This window comes from Sphingomonas sp. Leaf242, assembly GCF_001422045.1.
Lineage (GTDB): Bacteria > Pseudomonadota > Alphaproteobacteria > Sphingomonadales > Sphingomonadaceae > Sphingomonas.
Genome location: NZ_LMLW01000007.1, coordinates 724,581 through 747,030 on the forward strand (window position 1 = coordinate 724,581; position 22,450 = coordinate 747,030).

General features: G+C 64.4%; 20 protein-coding genes. 10 read left to right on the forward strand and 10 right to left on the reverse strand.

What is annotated here, in order from left to right; translation table 11 throughout:
- Positions 1 to 17: 17 nt before the first annotated feature.
- The 4 genes from tssC to ASF09_RS20915 form a co-directional block, all read right to left on the reverse strand.
- The gene (gene tssC, locus ASF09_RS07565) at positions 18 to 1,511 is read right to left on the reverse strand and encodes a type VI secretion system contractile sheath large subunit (protein WP_060525595.1); all 1,494 of its coding nucleotides are present in this window, start codon (positions 1,509 to 1,511) and stop codon (positions 18 to 20) included.
- 31 nt (positions 1,512 to 1,542) lie between these two features.
- The gene (gene tssB / locus ASF09_RS07570) at positions 1,543 to 2,088 is read right to left on the reverse strand and encodes a type VI secretion system contractile sheath small subunit (RefSeq protein WP_060525596.1); all 546 of its coding nucleotides are present in this window, start codon (positions 2,086 to 2,088) and stop codon (positions 1,543 to 1,545) included.
- 103 nt (positions 2,089 to 2,191) lie between these two features.
- A complete protein-coding gene (tssA, locus tag ASF09_RS07575; RefSeq protein WP_060525597.1) occupies positions 2,192 to 3,196 on the reverse strand; it encodes a type VI secretion system protein TssA in 1,005 nt (334 codons plus the stop codon).
- 76 nt (positions 3,197 to 3,272) lie between these two features.
- The gene (locus ASF09_RS20915) at positions 3,273 to 4,010 is read right to left on the reverse strand and encodes an OmpA family protein (protein WP_082444140.1); all 738 of its coding nucleotides are present in this window, start codon (positions 4,008 to 4,010) and stop codon (positions 3,273 to 3,275) included.
- A gap of 287 nt (positions 4,011 to 4,297) precedes the next feature.
- Here ASF09_RS20915 and ASF09_RS07585 point away from each other — a divergent pair, with 287 nt between their 5' ends.
- The 4 genes from ASF09_RS07585 (at position 4,298) to ASF09_RS20235 (ending at position 9,241) form a co-directional block, all read left to right on the forward strand.
- Entirely contained in the window at positions 4,298 to 6,229 is a 1,932-nt protein-coding gene (locus ASF09_RS07585; protein WP_060525599.1) for a type VI secretion system Vgr family protein, read from the forward strand.
- Entirely contained in the window at positions 6,226 to 6,798 is a 573-nt protein-coding gene (locus ASF09_RS07590) for a DUF6931 family protein (protein ID WP_060525600.1), read from the forward strand. The genes ASF09_RS07585 and ASF09_RS07590 overlap by 4 nt, the downstream gene beginning before the upstream one ends.
- Entirely contained in the window at positions 6,795 to 8,333 is a 1,539-nt protein-coding gene (tagH, locus tag ASF09_RS07595) for a type VI secretion system-associated FHA domain protein TagH (protein WP_060525601.1), read from the forward strand. Before ASF09_RS07590 ends, tagH begins: the two co-directional genes overlap by 4 nt.
- 242 nt (positions 8,334 to 8,575) lie before the next feature.
- The gene (locus tag ASF09_RS20235) at positions 8,576 to 9,241 is read left to right on the forward strand and encodes a hypothetical protein (RefSeq protein WP_156359254.1); all 666 of its coding nucleotides are present in this window, start codon (positions 8,576 to 8,578) and stop codon (positions 9,239 to 9,241) included.
- A 1,502-nt stretch (positions 9,242 to 10,743) separates the two neighbouring features.
- Here the strand turns inward: ASF09_RS20235 and ASF09_RS20240 are convergent.
- The 5 genes from ASF09_RS20240 to ASF09_RS07620 all read right to left on the reverse strand — a co-directional run bounded on the left by ASF09_RS20240 (position 10,744) and on the right by ASF09_RS07620 (position 14,827).
- Positions 10,744 to 10,926 (reverse strand): hypothetical protein, encoded by a 183-nt coding sequence (locus ASF09_RS20240; RefSeq protein ID WP_156359255.1) that lies wholly within the window; start codon positions 10,924 to 10,926, stop codon positions 10,744 to 10,746.
- Between the two features lie 42 nt (positions 10,927 to 10,968).
- Positions 10,969 to 11,295, reverse strand: coding sequence for an immunity 53 family protein (locus ASF09_RS07605; protein WP_060525603.1), 327 nt, complete (start codon positions 11,293 to 11,295; stop codon positions 10,969 to 10,971).
- A complete protein-coding gene (locus ASF09_RS21065) occupies positions 11,292 to 11,414 on the reverse strand; it encodes a hypothetical protein (RefSeq protein ID WP_268795615.1) in 123 nt (40 codons plus the stop codon). Before ASF09_RS21065 ends, ASF09_RS07605 begins: the two co-directional genes overlap by 4 nt.
- 365 nt (positions 11,415 to 11,779) lie before the next feature.
- Positions 11,780 to 12,496, reverse strand: a complete 717-nt coding sequence (locus ASF09_RS07615; RefSeq protein ID WP_060525604.1) for an MgtC/SapB family protein — start codon at positions 12,494 to 12,496, stop codon at positions 11,780 to 11,782.
- Between the two features lie 6 nt (positions 12,497 to 12,502).
- Positions 12,503 to 14,827, reverse strand: a complete 2,325-nt coding sequence (locus ASF09_RS07620; protein WP_060525605.1) for a S9 family peptidase — start codon at positions 14,825 to 14,827, stop codon at positions 12,503 to 12,505.
- A gap of 260 nt (positions 14,828 to 15,087) precedes the next feature.
- Between ASF09_RS07620 and ASF09_RS07625 the strand changes: the two genes are divergently transcribed.
- The 6 genes from ASF09_RS07625 (at position 15,088) to ASF09_RS07650 (ending at position 21,061) form a co-directional block, all read left to right on the forward strand.
- Positions 15,088 to 15,753, forward strand: coding sequence for a DUF6975 family protein (locus ASF09_RS07625; protein ID WP_060525751.1), 666 nt, complete (start codon positions 15,088 to 15,090; stop codon positions 15,751 to 15,753).
- 67 nt (positions 15,754 to 15,820) lie between these two features.
- On the forward strand, positions 15,821 to 16,675 hold the full coding sequence (locus tag ASF09_RS07630) for an AAA family ATPase (protein ID WP_060525606.1): 855 nt from the start codon (positions 15,821 to 15,823) through the stop codon (positions 16,673 to 16,675).
- Between the two features lie 107 nt (positions 16,676 to 16,782).
- Positions 16,783 to 17,349, forward strand: a complete 567-nt coding sequence (locus ASF09_RS07635; RefSeq protein WP_060525607.1) for a CHAP domain-containing protein — start codon at positions 16,783 to 16,785, stop codon at positions 17,347 to 17,349.
- A gap of 191 nt (positions 17,350 to 17,540) precedes the next feature.
- The gene (locus ASF09_RS07640; RefSeq protein WP_060525608.1) at positions 17,541 to 19,454 is read left to right on the forward strand and encodes a CocE/NonD family hydrolase; all 1,914 of its coding nucleotides are present in this window, start codon (positions 17,541 to 17,543) and stop codon (positions 19,452 to 19,454) included.
- A gap of 12 nt (positions 19,455 to 19,466) precedes the next feature.
- Positions 19,467 to 20,645 (forward strand): vWA domain-containing protein, encoded by a 1,179-nt coding sequence (locus ASF09_RS07645; protein WP_060525609.1) that lies wholly within the window; start codon positions 19,467 to 19,469, stop codon positions 20,643 to 20,645.
- An 89-nt stretch (positions 20,646 to 20,734) separates the two neighbouring features.
- On the forward strand, positions 20,735 to 21,061 hold the full coding sequence (locus ASF09_RS07650) for a hypothetical protein (RefSeq protein ID WP_056048621.1): 327 nt from the start codon (positions 20,735 to 20,737) through the stop codon (positions 21,059 to 21,061).
- A gap of 243 nt (positions 21,062 to 21,304) precedes the next feature.
- Here the strand turns inward: ASF09_RS07650 and ASF09_RS07655 are convergent, their stop codons facing one another.
- Positions 21,305 to 22,447 (reverse strand): anhydro-N-acetylmuramic acid kinase, encoded by a 1,143-nt coding sequence (locus ASF09_RS07655; RefSeq protein ID WP_060525610.1) that lies wholly within the window; start codon positions 22,445 to 22,447, stop codon positions 21,305 to 21,307.
- Positions 22,448 to 22,450: the final 3 nt, after the last annotated feature.

Sequence of the window (22,450 nt, forward strand, 5' to 3'; positions counted from 1 at the left end):
CGATGGCCAGATTTGGCTCAGCCGGAAGTCTTGGGAAGCCTGGAAACCATGCTGAGTGCGATGTCCATGCCTTCCAGCTGATAATGCGGCACGAACATGAACTTCCCAAGATAATAGCCCGGATTGCTTTCGTCCGGGATCACGTCGATCGCGGCATTCTTGAGTGGCAGCCGCGCCTTCGTCTCTTCGCTCGACGTCGACGGCGAGCCGTCGACATATTGCAGGACCCAGTTGTTCAGGTCGCGCTTGAGCTGATCAGCCTCACGCGTCCCGCCGACCCAGTCGCGCACCATGCACTTCAGATAATGGGCAAAGCGGCAGCTCGCGAAGATGTACGGCAGTCGCGCCGACAGATTGGCATTCGCGGTCGCATCGGCCAGTTCGTAGTTCTTCGGCCGATGCAGCGTCTGCGCGCCGATGAACGTCGCCTGGTCGGTGTTCTTGCGGTGGATCAGCGCCATCAAGCCCGCGCTCGACAGCTCGGCCTCGCGCCGGTCCGAAATCGCGATCTCGGTCGGGCACTTCAGGTCGATGCCGCCATCGTCGGTCGGGAAAGTCGCGGTCGGCAGATCCTGCACCGTACCACCCGATTCGACGCCGCGGATCCGCGTGCACCAGCCATAGGTGCTGAATGCCTCGGTAATCCGCGTGCCCATCGCATAGGCCGCATTAAGCCACAGATGCTTGTCGTGCGACCCGGTCGAGCTTTCCTCGAAATCGAACTCGTCGACCGGCTCGGTCTTCGCGCCGTATAACGGCCGACCGAGGAAGCGTGGCATCGCCAGCGCCATGTAGCGGCTGTCCTCCGACGCGCGGAACGTCCGCCATGCGGCATAGTCGGTCGCGTCGAACAGCTTGCCGAGATCGCGCGGATTGGACAGTTCGGTCCAGCTCTCCATCCCGAGCAGCGACGGCGCCGCCGCGGCGATGAACGGCGAGTGGGCCGCCGAGCCGATGCGTGCCAGCCCCTTCATCACCTCGAGATCGGGCGCGCTATGGTCGAACGTGTAATCGCACACGAACGCACCGTAGGGCTGGCCGCCGAGCTGGCCGAATTCGGACTCGTAGATCTTCTTGAACAGCGGGCTCTGGTCCCACGCCGCATCGCGGAACTGGCGGAACATCTTGCGACATTCCTCCTTCGACATGTTCATCACACGGATCTTCATGTCCTTGCCCGTCGACGTGTTCATGACGAGATAGTGAAGACCGCGCCACGCCGATTCCAGCTTCTGGAATTCCGGGTTGTGGATGATCGCGTTGATCTGTTCGCTGAGCTTGGCGTCGATCGCCGCGCGCATCGCGTCAACCGTGGCGAACACGTCGCCGCCGATGATCGCCGCATTCGACAGCGCCTGCTGTGCCAGCGTCTGCACCGCCTGCTCGATCCGCGTCTGCCGCGCGGCATCGGTCGGCTTGAACTCCTTTTGTAGAAGCGCCGAAAATTCGTCTAGCGCGACCTCTTCGCCATGCGGCTGAGATGGGGTCTGCTGAAGCGCGTCTTGCGCCATATCCTCGTTCCAATCCGCTCTGGGTTTGTGCTTATGCAGCGCCGTTGGTCGGCGCGTCCGGCGCGGCGTCAGCCTCGGCTGCCTTAGCCTGCTTCGCTGCGGACAGCGCGGCGAGAAGGTCGGGATCCTTCAGCACCTTGTCGAGCAATTCCTGCGCGCCGTTCTTGCCGTCCATGTACGACAGCAGATCCTCGAGCTGGGTCCGCGCTTCGAGCAGCTTGGCGAGCGGCTCGACGTTGCGCGCCACCTGGCCCGGCGAGAAATCCTCCATGCTGCGGAACGTCAGGTCGACCGCGAGCTTGCCGTCGCCGCTGAGCGAATTGTCGACTGCGAACGCAGCCCGCGGCGCGATCGCCTCCATCCGCTGGTCGAAATTATCCATGTCGAAATCGACGAAGTCGCGCTGGTCGGTCGCCTTGCGTTCGACATGGCTCTTGCCCGACAGATCGGACATCACCCCCATGACGAACGGCAACTCCACCTTCTGGCGCGCGCCATAGGTCTCGACTTCATATTCGATATGGACGCGCGGCGCCCTGTTTTCGCGAATGAACCGCTGTCCGCTCTTGATCGCCATTCCCCGTCCTTTTCAACTCAGACTAGCAGCTTAGAAAGCTTTGAACCCCTGTTTCGCTCCAACCGAAACGAAAAAGGCATGAAGTAAATTCGATTATACAGCGTTACCAATTCGTTGCGCCGTCTTCCTCAACTCTTGCCAACAATACCGTTCCGGCATCGGCGACGCTGTTGGGCGCAATATCCTTAATAATTGCCATGAAATCCAGCCCGATCCAGCCGCGGACGCGCCGCAACGCCACCGGAATCGGGCTCGAAGGCTCGCGACGCTGATAATAGTCGCTGATCGCATCGAGCGCGCGCATCACGTCTTCGCGGCTGTCGACCCGACCGACGGCTGCGCCCTTCGAAGACGGTGCCTCGATATCGCTGGAGGGCTCTTCCATACGATCCGCAACCGCCTCCACCTCGACACCGGCGTGCGGCGCGACCGCCCGACGGATTGCCGAGAGCACCTCGAATGTCGGCGCGAAATTGGTGCCCGTTTCATCGACCGCCGCTGCCTCGCGGGTCAGGATCGCATCGGCCTGGCGCAACGACGACTCGATCTGGTCGATCCTGCCGAGTACCGTCTCCAGTACGTCGAGCGGCGTGTCGTTCAGCGCGGCCCGAAACAGGCCATAACCCTCCGCGGCATCGCCATCACGCGCGAACCGCGCAAAATCGTCGCCCGAATAGCTGCCCAGTCGCGGATGCGTGAGCAGCACGGTTCGCTGCAACGGCCCAAGGAATTCGGCGATCCGCGTCAGCGATTCACACGGCCCCTTGCGCCCTTGGATACCATATTCGTCCAGCGTCGGATGGACGCTGTCCCAGTATCGGTCGAACAGACCGGCCAGCATCGCGCAGCCCGTCTCGACGATCTCTAGCGACCCCGTCCGCGTTCCTGCACGCGCCAGATAGACCGCCAGCCACACGTCCTTGGTACGCCGACTCTGCGCCTCGATCAGCGCGATCGTCTCACGCCAGTCGACCGCCTCCGAGACGTCGGCCGCAAGCGAGGCGACCTCGAATGCCTCCTCGATCCGTTGACGCTCGGCGTCATAGGACAGGTCCTCGCCCGCCGGCGCGTCCGCGGAAACGGGTTCGAGAAGATCCTCGACCGTCACCTACGCCTCCGCGCCGATGCGATTACCGGCATGGGTGCCAGTATGAGTTTCGACGAAACGCACCATGATCAGCGCCTTACGGCACCAACTCGGCTTCGACACGGCGGTTTGCCGGATCCCCCGGCTTATGACCCGGCAACGGCACGCTCGCGCCAAACCCGCGCGTAACGAGGCGCGATCGATCGACCCCCTGCGACGCCAGGAAGTCCGCGACGGCCTGCGCACGCCGCGCCGACAACGACGTATTCAATGCCTGACTGCCGCGCGAGTCGGTATGACCTTCGATTCGGAAGCGCGTTCCGGAAAGTTCGGGACGAACCAGCGACTGTGCGAAAACCCTCGCGGAGGCGAGCCCCTGGCGACTGATCCGCGCCGAGTTGAGATCGAACCCGATCATGAGATCGGCGCGACGCTGTCCCAACGATTCGACGTTCGCCGCAGCAGTAGCCGTGACGCCGTCAGCGCGCGAACCCGCAGCCGCCGGGCTTTGCGCACCGCGCCATGCCTGACGACGTCCGGGGCGGGGCTGCTTCGCGGTGGAAGGACGGACATACCCATTGGATGAGGCGGAAACCGGCGATGCCTTCTGAGCCGAACCGACCTCGCCCGCCGGACGTGCCAGACGGAAACCCTTGGTCGCCGGCGCGTCGCGCGTCGCCTGCCCTGCGTCCGTCTGCGCCCCGCCGCATTTGCCCGCGAACGTGCAAAGATAGCCTTCGACGCTCGGCGCGCGCTTGGCCGTGTCCTGCGCAACCAATGGCGTGGCCACCATCCCGATCAGGACAGCCGTTACGCCAACTCGATGAAACCGCATTGCTAAACTCTCCCGAGAAGTCGCGTCCGGACGTGCGTCTACTGAATTTCTAGTCGCGGTTTACGTACAAAGATCCAGTATCGCAAGGCGCGATGGTTAACACTGCTGTCGCATATCTACGTCCATTTTCGATGTAACATCCAAGTTGCTGAATTGCAGACCCGGAAGGATTTCTTGGGATTGATCCGTCCGACGATCCGGCTATTTATCGGCCTGCCGCCTGCTACGGGCCGTTCAAAAGGCGAGGAAGACCGATGGCGTCGGGCGCTCCATCCCGTTTAACTCAGATGTCGATCGATGTCGGCGACGAACAGGTCGTGCTCGAACGCATCGACAGCGTCGAGACGCTCAGTCGACCCTTTTCGATCACGGCGGATATTATATCGCCGCTCGAAATCGATCTGCAGCCCCACCTCGGCAAGCCGACCGCGCTGGCCGTGCTGGAAGACAGTCAGGTCGTGCGTCGTTTCCACGGCCTGATCACGTCGGCGGCGTACGATCGCGAGAGCACGAGCGGGCATCATTACCGGCTGACGTTGCAGCCCTGGACGTATTTCCTCGCGCAGAACCGCGACATGGCGATCTTCCAGGATCTGACGGTGATCCAGATCATCAAGCAGGTTACCGAAGCCGCAGGCATTTCCGACATCGAGTATTCGCGGCTGTCACGCACGCGCATCCCGCGCGCCTATTGCGTGCAGTACAAGGAAAGCGACTTCGCATTCATTTCACGACTGATGGAAGAGGAAGGGATCTACTACTTCTTCCGTCACGATGCCGAGCGTCATGTGATGATCTTGTGCGAGGGGCCGAAATGCCACTTGGCCGGTGATCCCGCGACGCTCGAATTCAACCAGAACGCGGTGTCGGTGTTCGCCTCCGAATCGAAGGAGCGGTTCGCGAAACCCGCGTCGCATCTCCAGGCCTGGACCGAGCGCGTCTCGACCGGTGCGGAATCGCGCGTCACCTACCGCGACTTCGATTTCGAATCGCCCGATCAGCCCTTGGTCGCGGTGCATGATTCGGAAGGCGCGCACCCGCGCGACGACCGCGAGGTGTTCCACTATCCCGGCCGCTACACGCGCGAGAAGACGGGCCGCGAGGATCAGCAGAAGACCGGGCAGGAGCGCAGCCAGACCGTGCTGGACGGGTTGCGCGCCGGGCGGCGCGTGTTCACCGGCACGTCGCAGGCGGCCGGGCTTGCCTGCGGTACGCTGGTCAACGTCACCAAGCATCCGGCGGCGCGGATGAATGCCGCGTACATGGTCACCTCAACCTATCACAGCATCGCCGCCGAGACCTATCGATCGGGCAAGCAGGGCGACGAGCTGTCGTTCAACGTCCGCTTCGACGCGATCCCAGCGGACACGACCTATCAGGCGATCCAATCGACACCGCGCCCGGTGGTCCAGGGGCTCGAGTCCGCGGTGGTCACGGGGCCTTCGGGCGAGACGATCTACACCGACGAATACGGCCGGGTGAAGGTACGCTTCCACTGGGATCGCAAGGATACGCCGGGCGAAAAATCGACCTGCTGGATCCGCGTCTCGCAGACCGGCGGGCTCGGCAATCTGATCCTGCCGCGCGTCGGCCACGAGGTTCTCGTCGATTTTCTCAACGGCGACCCCGACCGCCCGCTCGTGGTCGGGCGCGTGTTCAACAAATCGAACATGCCAGTCTATCCGCTGCCCGCGAACAAGACGCGCGTGCTGTGGCGGACGCTCCGCTATGGCCAGGCGGGGGCGTATCCCAATGCTCGGCCGCTCGACACGGGCGCGCCGGGTGCCAACGAGATGCGATTCGAGGACAAGGGCGGCCAGGAGGAAATCTTCGTCCACGCCGAGCGCGACATGAACACGCGCGTACGCTTCGACGAAACGCATCACGTCGGCCACAACCAAGGCGAAGTCGTCGGGTACGACCGCACTGCCGAGGTCGGCAACAACGAGACGGTCAGGGTCGTCCACAACCGCAAGACCACGATCGGCGATCACGACAAGCTGATCGTCGGCAAGACACTCGAAATCAGCGCGACCGACAGCATCCTGCTGAAGGTCGGCCAGTCGTACGTTTTCATCACGCCGACGGGCATCAGCATGACCGCGGACACCGTATCGATCCACGGCAAGGTAAACGCGATCTTCCGCGGCATGGATACGCTGGTGAAGGCCGGGGCCAATCTGATCCTTAAGGGCGCACAGACGTTCATCAATCCATGACCCACTGGCCCATCGTGAAACTGACCCAGGCGCGCCAGGTGTTCGCGCTCATGGACGTCGACGAGGACGATCTTCCGCCCGCGGCGGACGATCTCCATGCGCGCTATGTCTCGCTTCGCCGCGGCGAAGCCCCAGCCGATGCGCTCGACTACATCGCGCACGCGCTGCCGCGTCAGGAGGCGGTCGCCTGGGCCGCACGCTGCCTGCACAATCATGCTCGCGATCGCAGCCTGCCGATCCGCGATCAACTCGCGCTGGATCATGCGATGCGCTGGATCGACGAGCCGAGCGATACCAATCGTCGGGCGACCCACGCCGCCGCAGAGGCCGCCGGACAACGCAGCCCAGAACGCCTGTTGGGGATGGCCGTGTTCTATTCGGGCGGATCGATCGCCCCGGTGAATGCCTCACCCGTCTTGGCGCCGCCTGAAGCGTGCCTGCGCTATGCCGCCGGCGCGGTGAAGGCATCGGCCTATCGTAGCGGCACCCCCGGTACCACGCTGACCGAGGCGCTCACGCTCGCCGAACAGGTTGCGGAACGCGGGGTTCAGGCGCTGGCGAAACCATGACGCTCACGTTGACGATCGGAAATGTCGCACGACTCGACAATGGCATGCCGACCGAGTTCGTGCTCAGCCGCCGCGGTGCCGTCGTCGGGCGCGCGGCCTCGTGCGACTGGAGCCTGCCCGATCCGCGCAACCACATCTCGTCGCGCCATTTCGAGATCATGTTCGACGGCAGCGGCTATATCCTGACCGATGTCAGCACCAATGGCACATATCTGAACGGCGCATCGACGCGGCTGCCGGCGCCACATCGGATCATGCACGGCGACGTGGTGCAGATCGGCCATTACGAGATTGCCGCGCGGCTCACCGGCGACAGCGCGTCGATCGCGGCGGAGACCGCCGAACTGCCCAAGTCGGCTGAATGGCGTGGCTGGGACGATGGTCTCGCCGCGGCACCTGAAGCTCCATCGACGCCCGATCCCTATGGCGCATCGGGCTACGGTGCCGCGCAACATTGGGACAGCACGCCGATACCGGCGGCGGCAGGGTCGAGCGGGCGGTGGCAGCCGCAGATCGGCCCTGGCCTCGCACGGCAGGAACCGCACCGGTCGCCGACACCCCTTGCGCCGCCAACCGCCACGGGCGGTGGCTGGCATGCAACCCAGGCCGCACCCGACGTACCGGTCGCTTCGGCTTGGACCGCGCACGTTCCCGCACCGGACCCTGCATCGGGCTGGTCGAGCGCAGCGCCCGACCGCCCTGCGACGCCGTCGCCAGACGATGTCTGGGGTCGCATTGCGGAAGGCAATGTGGTCGATTGGGCAAGAGGCGGCTTTGGCCAGCCCGTGGAGGCACCGTCCGACCCGCTCGGCCTGTCGCGGCCCGCGGCGCGTGACGCGCTCCCTGCGGCAGCGCCGCAAATGACCCCGTCGGGCTGGGACGCACCGCCATCGAGCCCCGCCCCTGCCCCTTCCGCACCTCCTGCGCCGCCTGCATCGCCTGCATCGCAGCCGCGAGGAGACATCGACGCTTTCCTGACCCAAATGGGATTGCGTAAGGAGCAGGTGACGGACGAGCCCGGCGTTGTACTGGCACGAAGCGGCCGCCTGCTGCGTCGGCTCGTCGCCGGGCTGGTCGTCATGGTCGAGGCCCGCGCCCGTGCGAAGGCGCAGTTAGGCGCGGAGATGACCGCTTTCACGCCCGAGGGCAACAATCCGATCAAGTTCGCCCGCACGCCCGAAGAAGCGATGACGATGCTGCTCAATCCGCCCCAACGCGGCTTCATGGACGCTGAAAACGCCATCGAAGACGCGTACGTCGACCTGCAATCGCACCAGATGGCGACGATCCGCGCCATGCAGGGCGCTTTGCGGGCGACGCTCGACCGCTTCTCCCCGACCGCGATCCGCACGCGAGCCGAATCGAAAGGACTGCTCGAGCGGATCCTACCCGCAGCCCGCGACGCCGCGCTATGGCAAGCGTACGAACGAGAGTTCGGCGGCGTTGCGCACGGTTCAGACGAAGCGTTCATGGACGTGTTCGCCAAGGAATTCCGGGAGGCGTACAACGCGCAGGCGAAACGGCCGCCGCTATGATCCCGCAAGATACGTCAAACATTATGGACAGCCATCCAGAGTCGCGTGAACGCTACATAGGAATTTTTATAATCTAAAACCCGCAGGCAAGCAGTTACGGGACAAAGCGTTTTATGAAGCGGGGGACTATTCGGGAAGAGCGACGCCAAGCAGGCACGGGTGAAGGAGGTCGCTGCTGCGGAGCAAGCACTTTCGTGGCTGTCGAACGTGACGCAGCCCTTGGCACCGCTAGGCCCGACGGCGTGACCATGCGCGTTTCGTGCATCGTCGCTGCCTGCTCGCTCGCGTTGCTGGCCGGTTGTCATCTAAACGCTGCGAAGCCGCAGTCGAAACCCGACGATGCGATACAGCAGATACGCGAGCAGGTGGAAGGGCAACGTCAATGCGCACCGCTATTGTCTGGCACATCCCCCATCGAGTTTAGCCTCGAAGTTCTCGCCGGGCCACACGTAGACGCTTTGGTGGCCGCTGGCGTTGTACGGCGAGTGCTTCTCGACCGCGCCGACGCGGAAGGCGATCGCCCCCGAGTGCGCATTGAACCGACGTCAGCAGGCATGCACGATATATGGTTCCGTCGGCTCGATCCGGCCAGCAGACCTGAACCTATGCTGTGCTACGGTCGCAAACATGTGGTGGCTGTGCGTACTGGTGGGCACGACGGTGGCTCGGAAACCGGCCCCTCCAAGCCGGCAGAGGTTCGCCGATACGACTACCGGATTGTACAGACACCGTCTTGGACGAGTCGTGCAGACATCCGGGCAGCGTTCCCTTTCTTGGTGAAGGAACTGAATCGCACCCGTACCGCCGAGCAGGCGGCAACGCGGGTAGGAGACCGATGGACGCTCGCGTCCGATACCGGCCCGGACGCGGGCGCTGAACTTGACTTAAGCGAAGGGTTCTTCCCGTAACTGGCACATTCTCGTCTCTGAGGTGCTCCTCAAAAATTATGCGATGATTGTTTAACGGCCTCCGATCGCTTCGCAAAAGCACGCGGATTGCGCACCTTCGGACCCCTGCCCTGCCCCCCCGAACGAACGGCTGTTTACGACGATCGCTGCGCGATAGCGGCCGGGCTGCTTCCACAATGCCGATGGGTATCGTTGAAGGTGCATGGGCGTGATGGCCATTCCGCAGGTATCGAACCGTGACAAGGCCTAAGCACTGGTGCGCGATCTGCGCCCTCTCTTGAGCGGAGATCGCGCAGGCTCAGCGATAGCCAGGATGCGCTTGCCACCGCGTCTCGGGGGCTCCGTTCGGCCATAAGGTTCGCGACGGCCGTTGAAATGCTCGAGTTCGACGAGCACTGGTTCGATGCCGAGGGCGAAGAAACAGGGACGTAGACTGGCGTTCGGTTTGCGCTTGGCGACATCGCGTCTATCACGCGCGCGACATCGGACGAAACACTCCGCAAAATAGCGCGCGGCGTTCGCGCAACGCACGGCAGTATCGTTATCGTCGATCTCGAAAACTACCTGCAGCGCATTCGAGATCCGCTCGAGTACTGCAAATGTTACGGATCGCCGCCCCGCAGCGATACCTGCCTCTCGTCGTCACAGCGGTAGGGGGACCGTGAATGGCCCGCAATGCCGCTGAGAAGCATCTCGGGATAGCGCCGTTGCGATGCGAGGCGTGCGTATCAAGCTCCTTCGCAAAAGCGGTCAAGCCAAGGGTTTAAAATGACCAAAACTGGCCAGTGAGATCCGTCGACCAGTTCATCAAGCCAGAGGACTCGCGATTTCGCACCCTGTCCGCGCTTGAGGCGGGACAGCAACGGTGCCGATATGCCGTTCGCTCGCTGGCTGCACCAATGTCGAACCCCTGCCTTGCTTGGCGGCTTTACTTCCTCACCAAACGAGATAATCCGGCGCCTGATCTTCACCGAGCCCGCAAAAATAAAAAACGCAAGGACAACACAGGTTGCCACGTCGTCTAACGCGGTAATCGTGCTTGGAGACGAGCCATGAGCCGCGTTACGTTGATCGCGCGAACGTCGGACAGTTCACCGTGGCGTTCAATTACGACGCTCTCAAGGTGCAAGCGTTCGAGCGGCTACGCGCGCTCATTGAGGCGGTGGTGCTACCGCTTGGGAATGCTGATCTCACCATCTGGCAGCTCGGAGAACTGGTGTCGACGTTAACGCTATGCGCGTCGCGAGAGCCCACAAAAGCCCCCGCGGGGGTGACCGAGGAGGCGTTGCAAATTAAGTTGGTTGCGGGGACAGGATCTGGCCAACATCATACATTAATCGTTGCGAAGGCATAGGCTGTTGATCGCCCAACTAATGTGGTCGCCAAATGCGCCTCCCCGCCAGCGACGGCGTAGCGGGAACGACCGGGTTAAAAAGGAAAGCGGACTGGCGGCTTTCGGGTCGAGGGCGAGCGTAAGCTGCCATTGCGCTATGCTGCTGCCTCTACCCAGCGCCTGAACACCCCGACGGCGGCGGACAAGTCCAGCGGTCCGCAAGAAACGTCAAGACCGGCATCTCGCCGATGGTGACGGTGCGGTCGGAGGCGGCGGCAGCGGTGGCCTGGCAGAGGGTGCGGGTGGTGTACTCGATGACGTACCAGCCGCCCGGCTTTACATACTGAAACACTGGCTGCTTTAGGGGCGGGGGCGAGCGTAAGCTGCCATTGCGCTATGCTGCTGCCTCTACCCAGCGCCTGAACACCCCGACGGCGGCGGACAAGTCCAGCGGTCCGCAAGAAACGTCAAAGGAGTCACCCTCCACACGCGCTACCCACCAGCTTCCAGTCCGCTGCCACTCTCCCAAGTCTCCGCTAGGCTTACCAAGCGCCGCACGTTCAAAGGCACGCCCTTCCATCTGCGTGTCAGTCAAATCGATCTTGAGCGACCACCCGGGATTGTCGATCRTGTCGATCTTCACGCCGTAGGAATGCTCCCAGTCGTTATCGCATTGGGAAAGATACCACCGGGCCAGCCAGAGGAGATTATCGTCGTTCACGCTGCCAGCACCGCAAGTGCCTTGATCGTCTCGTCGCGCGTCGGCCGCCTGCTGTCGTCCCCAACAAAATGAACCGCGTCTCGCACGGCATCGTCGGAGAAAACGAAGTCGCCGCTCATGATAAGGCAATCTGCGACATAGTTCGCGAGTTCAAAGGACAGTCGTTCCTCAGCGATAGCATCCAGCAGGCGTCCCGCTCCCTCTCTCGTCACCTCAAAAGACGGCCCATCCGTAATGATGATGTAGCCAGTTCCACCTACTTGGCAGGCGGCATTGTAGGCCCCTACCTCGGTAGCGATTTCACCTGCAAGCACCTCTGCCGACAGGGTTCCGGATAAAATCCTACGAGGGTTGCGTGCTCCATGTAGGCACAGTGCATCCCTGAACGACCGTCTGCAATCTGGAAGCCGGGGACTGGCTTTAAAAGACCGAATTTCAGACGTTGGCAACGTCAACTCAGGTATCGTCTAGCGTCCTGCACCCGTCAATCGTGCGTCCTGGCCTGCCACGTCGCATGCTCGATGCCGTGCACCTTCGCCAGGTGATCCGTGATCGCATCCAGTTCCTCCGACGGCACGTTCGTCGCCACCAGCGTCGCGGCGATCTCGACCCGGTCTTCGCCGCGCTCGGTCACGGCCAGCTCCGCCACCTGCAGTTGCGCCGCCTCCAGATGCTCGACCACCAGATCGCCGATCGGTCCCGCATCCCCGGCCGCAACCGTCACCATCACGCTGTACGTGGCCTCGATCGTCCGCCCCTCGGTCGGGATCCGGTTGATCCCGTCGACCAGCGGCCGCAGCGCGGTGTTCGCCAGCAGCACCACGAAGGTGAGCAACCCCGCCTCCGCGATCATGTCGCTCCCCGCGCACGACCCCACCGCCGCCGAGCACCACAGGGTCGCCGCGGTGTTCAGCCCGCGGACGTTCATCCCCTCCTTCATGATCACGCCCGCGCCGAGGAAGCCGATCCCCGACACGACATAGGCGATGATCCGGATCGACTCGACGTCGCCGCCCAGCCGCTGGCCGAGATCGACGAACGCCGCCGACCCCAGCGCGACCAGCGTGTTGGTCCTGAGCCCCGCGGTGCGCTGGCGATATTGCCGCTCCGCCCCGATCAGCGTCCCGAACACGAACGCGGCGATATAGCTCACCAGCGTGTCGAGAAACGGCCACAGGTGAAACGTCTCGACGAACCGCACGATAAGTTACTTCACCGGTGCCGACGCCGGCGTGGCCTCGGGCACCGGCTTGTCCTTCACCGTCCGGTCGAGGAAGTTGAGGATCGTCCCCCAGACATGCTCGCTGATCCCCGGCCCCGCCACGCGGTGCGTATAGCCCGGGTAGAACATCATCTCGAACGGCGTATCGGTCGCCTGCATCCTCGCCGCGACCTTGGTCGAATTGTCGAGGAACACATTGTCGTCCGCCATGCCGTGGATCAGCAGCAACGGATCGACGATCTTGTTGGCCTCCTCGACCGCCGCCGAGGTCGCATAGCTCGCCGGGTCGGTCGCCGGATCGCCGAGATACCGCTCGGTATAATGCGTGTCGTACAGCTGCCAGTCGGTCACCGGCGCGCCCGACACCGCGGCGGCATACACGCCTGGCGTCTTCTCCAGCATCTTCAGCGACATGTAGCCGCCATACGACCAGCCATAGGTCGCGATCTTGCTCGGCTCGACGAACGGCAGCGACTTCAGGTAATTCGCGCCGGTCAGCTGATCCTCGACCTCGACCGTTCCCATCGCGTGATAGATCTGGTTCTCGAACGCGCGGCCGCGATTGTACGAGCCGCGGTTGTCGATCTTGAAATAGATGTAGCCGCGATCGACCAGATATTGCGGCAACGCGCCCTGCCAGCCGCGCGTGACGACCTGGCCGGTCCCGGGCCCACCGTAATGTTCGAAGAACACCGGGTATTTCTTGCCGGGCTCGAGCGGCGGCGTGATCATCTCCCAGTAGAGCGTCATGCCGTTCTTGGCCTTCAGCGTCCCGAACTTGGTCTCCTGATGGCTCGCCAGATACGGATAGTAAGGGTGCCCCTCGACCACCGCATTCTCGTTGATCCACGAGATCCGCTTGCCGGTCGCATCGGCCAAATACACCTGCGTCGGTTGTTTCGGGTTCGAGCGCGAGATGATCAGGCGGCTGGCGGCCGCGTCCATCGTCGCGCTGTTCCACCAGCCCGCTTCGGTCAGCCGGGTGATCGCATTGGGCTTGGCGACATCGACCGAATACAGCTGCTGTTCGAGCACGTCGTCCTTATTGCCTAGGAAGAACAGGCGTCCCTTGGCTTCATCGACGCCGACCAGATCGGTGACGACCCAATCGCCCTTGGTCAGCTGCGTCCACTTGCCCGATGCGAACCGGTAGAGGTGGCCGTAGCCGCTCCGCTCCGAGCGCCAGATCAGGCTGCCGTCCTTCAGCACGCGGTACGCGTCGGACAGGTTGAGCCAGCTCTTCACCCCTGATTTCTCGGTGAACAGGATCGTCGACTTGCCCGTCGCCGGATCGACGCGGAGCATCTCCATCAGCTTCTGGTCGCGGCTCTGGCGCTGCACCAGCAGCATCCGGCCATCGGGCGTCCAGTCTACGCGCGCCAGATAGATGTCGCGGTTGGTACCGAGATCGACCTTCACCTGGCCCGAGCCGTCGGGCTTCATGATGTAGAGATCGATCAGCACGTTGGGCGTGCCCGCTGCCGGATAGCGCTGCTCGTAGACCTTGGTCCCGGTCGCGCCGATCGATGCGCGGGTGGCGACATGGACCGGCGCCTCGTCGAACCGCTCGACCGCGATATGCTGCTCGTCGGGCGACCACCAATAGCCGGTGTCGCGGTGCATTTCCTCCTGCGCGACGAACTCCGCCTCACCGAAATGGACGGTGCCGCCGCCACCGGTGGTGACGGCGCGCGCGGCGCCACCACTCAGTGGTTGGACGACGACGTTCTGGTCGCGGACGAACGACACGAAGCCGCCCTTGGGGCTGACCACCGGGTTCAGTTCGCCACCCGGCGTGTCGGTCAGCCGCGTGACCTTGCCGTCGAGCCCGGCGAGATACAGGTCGCCGTCGAGCGGCACGAGGATCGACTTGCCGTCGGGCGCCCAGTCATACGCGACGATACCCTTCTGGCCGCCGATCCGCGCGCGCTCGCGCTGCATCTTCTCGGCTTCGGTCAGTTCGGCGCCGCTGCCGACCTTCTTCGAATCGACCAGCATCCGCGCCGCCCCGGTCGCGGTATCGACCGCCCATAGGTCGAAGCGCTCCTTCTCGTCGTCGCGGTTGCGCAAGCTCGTCAGCAGCGTGCCGTCGGGCGATAGCCGGACCGCTTTCGGCTGCGATCCCGACAGGTCCGGATTGCCGAACACGCGCGCCATCGTCAGGTCGCCGGGCTTGGCGGCCTCCACCGGCCGTGCCGGTGCGGGCGCAGGCGCCGTCGCAGCAGGCGCGGCCGGGGGCGTGACCTGATCAGCGGCCATCGCGGCGGTTCCGACCGAAGCAAGTGCAAGCCCGAGCAACCATGTGCGCATCCTGTAGACTCCGTGGGATCAGGTCGCCGATCCTACCCCGGCGCCGGGCGCGTTATCGCGACGGCGCGTCACGGCGTAAAGACCGGATCGCGTACGGTCGGCGATTGTCCGAAAAACGCGGGATTTGAGACCGTCATCGCGACCAAGATGCTATAATTAATTTCACGTACACCATGTTCTTACGCGCTTCGTACAGGCGATGCGGCGCAAGGGAACGGCGTGGCGCATACGCAGCGCACGACTTGTTCGACCGGAGCACGATGGTTTCCCACGCGGCACTACAGATCGGGACGTCGAATGCGTGGGACGCGCTCGTCCGCCTGGGCGAGGCCGACGGCAGCGCCGCGCACCCGCACATGCGCCGCCTCGTGCTCGGGACGCCGGTGCAGCGCACGCTCTCCGACGCGATCCACGCATTGTGCGCGATCCACGGCGACCATCCGGGCATGATCGCCGATGTCCTGACGCAGGCAGCGCAGCCGCCGGCGACCGAATGGCTCGCCGCCGCCGCGGTCGGGTTCGCCGAGGAACGCGCCTATCTCGCGCAACTCACCGCAGCGGTCGGCCCGTTGCCGTCGACGCCGGGCCAGGCCCTGACCGAAACCGCGCTGGTCAACGAACGGCACGCGCTCGAAATGCTGGCCCGGTCCGAACGTCGCGGGTGCGCCACCGGCGCCGCCGCCGCGCTGGTCTACGACTGGACCGCGATCCGCCGTGTCCTCGACGCTGCGGCGGAACGGTTCTCGGTCGCCGTGCCCGCGACCGGCTTCCCCGCCGAGTCCGTGACGGCGGCGACGATCGCCGAGCTCGGTGCAGCGCCCGGTTGCGATCGTGCGATCCTGTTCGGCGCGCAGCAATTGTTCGCGCAGCACCGCGGTCTGTGGTCGCTGCTCGAAGCCCGCGCGAGTGCTCGCGGCGATCTGTAACGCGCTTGCGTCGACCAACGCTTCCCCTCTATCCATACCCGGTATTCAGAACCGGACGGGACATCGCATGAAGCGCTTCGAGGGCACCCAGAGCTACGTCGCGACCGACGATCTGAAAGTCGCGGTCAACGCCGCCGTGACGCTGCGCCGCCCGTTGCTGATCAAGGGCGAACCCGGCACCGGCAAGACCGTCCTCGCCTACGAGATCGCGAAAGCGCTCGGCGCGCCGCTGATCGAGTGGAACATCAAGTCGACCACCAAGGCGCAGCAAGGCCTGTACGAATACGACGCGGTCGCCCGCCTGCGCGATGGCCAGCTCGGCGACGCGCGCGTCCACGACATCGGCAACTATATCCGCAAGGGCAAGCTTTGGGAGGCGTTCACCCAGCCCGCGCCGCCCGTCCTGCTGATCGACGAGATCGACAAGGCGGATATCGAGTTCCCCAACGACCTGTTGCAGGAACTCGATCGGATGGAATTCCACGTCTACGAGACCAAGGAAACCGTGCGCGCGGTCGAGCGCCCGATCGTCATCATCACCAGCAACAACGAGAAGGAACTGCCCGACGCGTTCCTCCGCCGCTGTTTCTTCCACTATATCAAGTTCCCCGACCGCCAGACAATGCAGGCGATCGTCGACGTCCACTTCCCCGGTATCCAGAAGATCCTCGTGAGCAAGGCGATGGACCTGTTCTACGACGTTCGCGACGTGCCGGGCCTCAAGAAGAAGCCGTCGACCAGCGAACTGCTCGACTGGCTGAAACTGCTGCTGCACGAGGACATGCCGCTCGACATCCTCCAGAACCGCGACCCGACCAAGGCGATTCCGCCGCTCCACGGTGCGCTGCTCAAGAACGAACAGGACGTCATGCTGTTCGAGCGTTTGGCGTTCATGGCGAAGCGGCAGAAGAACCAGGGGTGAGCGTTTCGAGGCGGCCGCACGCCGACCCGACCGAAAAGCGCGGCAGGACCATGCGTTAACCAAAGCCGGCAACCGACCAGTCACTCGGTGCTTTGTAGACCAGGGGCATGAAGCGACTCCCCCGAACGCTCCTCAGCCTCGTCATCGCCGCCGCGTCGGCGACCGGCGGCCATGCCACGTCGTTGCTGAATTATGTCGGCGAGTGCGTGCCCTTCGCGCGCGCCGCGTCGGGGATCCAGATCTACGGCAACGCCTGGACGTGGTGGGAGCAGGCGGACGGCAAATACGAACGCACACACAAGCCCAAGGAAGGCGCGGTGATCGTCTTCGCCAAGACAGCGCGCCTGCCGATGGGCCATGTCGCGGTCGTCAGCCGCGTCGTCGAGAAGCGCGTCGTCATGCTCACCCACGCCAACTGGTCGCGCCAGAACGGCGAGCGCGGGCATGCCGAGCAGGACGTCACGCTGTTCGACGTGTCGCCGCGCAACGACTGGAGCGACGTGAAGGTGTGGTACAAGGACGTCGATGGCCTCGGCGGCGGGGTCTACCCGGTCTATGGCTTCATCTACGGCCACACGCACGCCGCCGCCGAACTGACGAGCCGCAACCCCGATTATGTCGGTGCGCTGATCGACGCCTACGTACCCGTCAGCGGCAAGCCCATAGCGCGGTAAACCCGCACACTCACTCCCACTCCGCCATCCTGACCACCACCGTCATCCTGACGAAAGTCAGGATCCAGAGCCATGGATTGGGCCGCCCGTGACCCTGGATCCTGACTTTCGTCAGGATGACGGCGGGAACGGATTGCCGCCGCCCGCAAAACCGTGCCACCTGCGTCTTCGACAAGACGGTGAGGATAACGATGCGGTTCAAGGCTCTTACGACGATCACGCTGGCCCTGCTCGCCACGTCGGCACCCTCCGCGATATCCGCGCAGAAGGAAAAGGCGCCGCAGCCCGGTGGCGACATCCCGACCAAGTTCGTCCCCGCCAACGCCAGCTTCGATTTCGACCGCCGCGAAGTCGACATCAAGATGCGCGATGGCGTCACGCTCCACGCCGTCATCCTCCAGCGCAAGGGCCTCACCGACGCCCCCATTCTTCTCCAGCGCACGCCCTACAACGCCGAGAGCGCCGCCAGCCGATCCTCCAGTTCCAGCGGCGCGATGAACCTGCGCGCGTCCGACGCGATGTTCTTCGACGCCGGCTACATCCGCGTGTTCGAGGACGTCCGCGGCAAGAACGGGTCGAACGGCGCGTACATCAACGAACGCCCGCTGATCGGCCCGCTCAACAAGACGAAAGTCGATCACTCCACCGACGCCTACGACACGATCGACTGGCTGGTGAAGAACCTCAAGAACAGCAACGGCCGGGTCGGCATCATCGGCGGCAGCTACGACGGCATGATGGCCGCGATGGCGCTGGTGAACCCGCATCCCGCGCTGAAGGCCGCCGTCCCGATGAACCCGGTGATCAACACCTGGAAGGGCGACGACGACTTCCACGGCGGCGCGTTCCGGCAGATCGGCTACGACTATTACTACACGCAGGACGCGGCAAAGGGCGAAGCCGGCGACCTCTGGCGCGACGCGTACGACGATTACGACACGTTCCTCCGCGCCGGATCCGCCAGCGCGTTCGTGAAGAGCCGAGGGCTCGAACAGTTGCCCTTCGTCAACCGCCTCCACGATCACCCGACCTACGACGCGTTCTGGCAAGGCCAGGCGCTCGAGACGATCCTGCCGAAGCAGCCACAGACGGTGCAGACGCTCTGGGTCGCCAGCCAATGGGACCAGGAGGACATCTACGGCGCCGTCGCGGCGTATGAGGCGGTATCGAAAGTCGACCCCAACCACGTCAATCACCTCGCGCTCGGCCCCTGGGCGCACGGCGGCGCGAACGGCGATGGCTCGACCTTGGGCGCGATCCGCTTCGACGCCGACACTGCGCTCTGGTTCAGGAAGAACGTCCTGCTCCCGTTCCTGAACGGCGCGCTGAAGACCGGCGCGACACCGCCCGCGCTCGCCCCCGTCACCGCGTTCCAGACCGGCACGAACCAGTGGCAGACGCTCGCAGACTGGCCGAACTCGACCGCCACGCAGAAACTCTACTTCCAGCCCGCCAGCGGCCTCGCGCCGACCGCGCCCGCACAGGACGGCCACGACGACTACATCTCCGACCCCGTCAAGCCGATCCCCTACCGCCTCCGCCCCATCCGCCCGACCTACGCGACCGGCTCGACCTGGCGTCAATGGCTCGTCGACGACCAGCGCCCGTTCTCCGACCGCACCGACGTCCTCACCTACCAGACGCCGCCGCTGACCAGCCCGGTCGCGATCGCCGGCGCCCCCGTCGCCGACCTGATCGCCAGCACCACCGGCACCGACGGCGATTTCGTCGTGAAGCTGATCGACGTCTACCCCGCCGAATATTCCGACAAGCCCGAGATGGGCGGCTACCAGCTCGCCGTCTCGATGGACATTCTCCGCGGCCGCTACCGCGACGGCTTTGGCAAACCGACGCCGATCGTCGCTGGCCAGCCCACGCATTTCCGCGTCGTGCTGCCCAACGCCAACCACGTCTTCCTCCCCGGCCACCGCATCATGGTCCAGGTCCAGTCGAGCTGGTTCCCGCTCTACGACCGCAACCCGCAGACCTACGTCCCCAACATCTTCGACGCGAAGCCCGCCGACTACCGCAAGGCCACGATCAGCGTCTTCCACTCGGCCGCGCAACCCAGCGCGATCGAACTGCCGATCGCGGCTACCAAGTGAGGACGTGACCCCATGTTCCTGAACTTCCTCGACGAACTCCGCAGCGCCGGCATCCCCGCCAGCCTCAAGGAGCACCTCATCCTGCTGGAGGCGCTCGACGCCGAGGTGATCGAGCGGACGCCCGAGGATTTCTACTACCTCTCCCGCGCGGTGTACGTGAAGGACGAGGGGCTGCTCGACAAGTTCGACCAGGTCTTCGCCAAGGTCTTTCGCGGCCTTGCCACGAGCTATGGCACGCCCGCCGGCGAAGTCCCCGAGGACTGGCTGAAGGCGGTTGCCGAGAAGTTCCTGACCCCCGAGGAGATGGCGGCGATCAAGTCGCTCGGCTCGTGGGACGAGATCATGGAGACGCTCAAGAAACGCCTCGAGGAGCAGAAGGAACGCCACCAGGGCGGCAACAAATGGGTCGGCACCGGCGGCACGAGCCCGTATGGTAACGGCGGCTACAACCCCGAAGGCGTCCGCATCGGCGGCGAAAGCACGCACAAGCGCGCGCTGAAAGTCTGGGACCAGCGCGAGTTCCGCAACCTCGACAACACCAAGGAACTCGGCACCCGCAATATCAAGGTGGCGCTCCGCCGCCTGCGCCGCTTCGCGCGCGACGGCGCCGCCGACGAACTCGACATCGATGGCACGATCGCCGGCACCGCGCGCCAGGGCTATCTCGACATCGTCATGCGCGCCGAACGCCGCAATGCGGTGAAACTGCTGCTGTTCCTCGACGTCGGCGGCTCGATGGATCCGTTCGTCAAACTCTGCGAGGAGCTGTTCTCGGCGGCGACCACCGAGTTCAAGAACCTCGAATTCTTCTACTTTCACAATTGCCCGTACGAGGGTGTGTGGAAGGACAATACGCGGCGCTTTGCCGAGCGGACGCCGATGTGGGATCTGCTCCACAAATACGGCCACGACTACAAGCTGATCTTCGTCGGCGACGCGTCGATGAGCCCGTACGAGATCACGCACCCCGGCGGCTCGGTCGAGCATTTCAACGAGGAGCCGGGCGCGGTGTGGATGCAGCGGCTGACCAACACCTATCCGGCGGCGGCGTGGCTCAACCCGGTGCCCGAGGCGCAATGGGGCTATTCACAGTCGGTGCGGATCATCCGCGAGCTGATGACCGACCGCATGTACCCGCTGAGCCTAGCCGGGCTCGACGACGCGATGCGCGAGTTGACGCGCAAACGGTGACTTTGGCGCGGTAAGCGGCTGACCGTAACGGAACCGTCACGGACGCGATCGGTTTATCGGGCATCATCCCTTACCGAAGGACAAGCCCTATGTCGTCGATCCCCAACTCCGCCATGCCGCATGCCAAGGTCCATCACGACGACGACCACAAGCCGAAGCCCGACGCGAAGAAGACCGCAGCGACCAGCGATTGGGTCGAGGACGCGACCGACGCGGCCAAGGCCGGCCTCGCGACGGCCACGGATGCGGTGAAGTCGCACCCGAAGACCGCGATCGCGGTCGGCGCGACGGTAATCGCGGGGATCGCGGCGGCGATCGCGGCGCCTGCGTTGCGCGCGAAGGATGCGGCGGAGAAGAAGGCGCCACCAAAGAAGCCCGAGCCGAAGAAGCCGGCCAAGGCGAAAAAGCCACACTGATACAAGCCCACCCGCTCACCCCACTGAGCACCACCCCGGCGAAGGCCGGGGCCCAATTGGGGGACGTCGCTAACTGAGGGCGCGCTTTGTTACCGCAACCTTTCCAATTGGGCCCCGGCCTTCGCCGGGGTGGAGATCCAACACCGGACGGTCTTGCACTTCCTTGTTCTCCCGCGAAGGCGGGAGCCCAGTCTGGGCTCCCGCCTTCGCGGGAGAACAAGCTTTTACACGCTGGTCAGCAAACTAGGCTCGATCCACAACCCCACCAGCCATCGCCATCGGAACCCCCGTCGTCCCAGGAAAGCTGATCGCCAGCCCCTTCAGCGTCCGCACCGCCATATACGCAAACCCCTCGGCCTCCAGCGCATCGCCGTTCCACCCGAGCACATCGGTAGGCTCGACCACCAACCCGGTCCGCTCCGCAATCATCGCCAGCATCGTCGGATTATGCCGACCACCCCCCGCGACCAGCAACCGCACCGGCCGAGCCGGCAAATGCCGCAAAGCCTCAGCCACGGTAGCGGCCGTAAACGCCGTCAAAGTCGCTGCCCCATCAACAGCGGACAACCCCCGAGCCGGCTGGATCGTAAAATCATTCCGATCGAGCGACTTAGGCGGAGGCGCATCGAAAAACGGGTGATCGAGCATCGCGGTCAACACCGTCTCGTCCACCCGCCCGGAGGCCGCCAACGCCCCCCCGGCATCATACCGCCCACCAGTCTCCGCCTCGACCCAGCTATCGATCAGCCCATTCGCCGGCCCGGTATCGAACGCCACCAGCCCGTCGCGGTCCATCATCTGCGCCCGCTCCGGCGACATCTCGCGCGAATCATGCATGTCGCGCCCGCCGGGAATGAAGGTGATGTTCCCCACCCCGCCAAGATTCAGCACCGCGACCGGCCCCTCGAGACCCGCCGCCAACGCCGCATGATACACCGGCAGCAACGGCGCGCCCTGCCCGCCCGCGGCCACATCCGCCGACCGAAAATCCGACACCGTCGTAATCCCGGTAGCGCGCGCGACCGCCGCCCCGTCGCCGATCTGCCACGTCCAGCGCCGATCCGGCCGATGCGCGATCGTCTGCCCGTGAAAGCCGATCACATCCACGTCCGCCGCCGCAACCCCCGCATCCGCCAGCAGCTTATGCACAGCAAACACATGCGCCCGCGTGATCAGCTCACCCGCGGCGACCACCGGCGGACTGGCGCGCGGCTTGTCGAAGGTCAGCGCCATCCGCGTAGCTTCGGCCAACTGCGCGCGCGCCGCATCCGAATACGGCTCGCCGCGAAACGCGATCGGCCGCACGAACGCCTCGCCGTCGGTCTCGATCAACGCCGCGTCGATCCCGTCGAGCGACGTCCCCGACATCAGTCCAATCGCCAGCATATC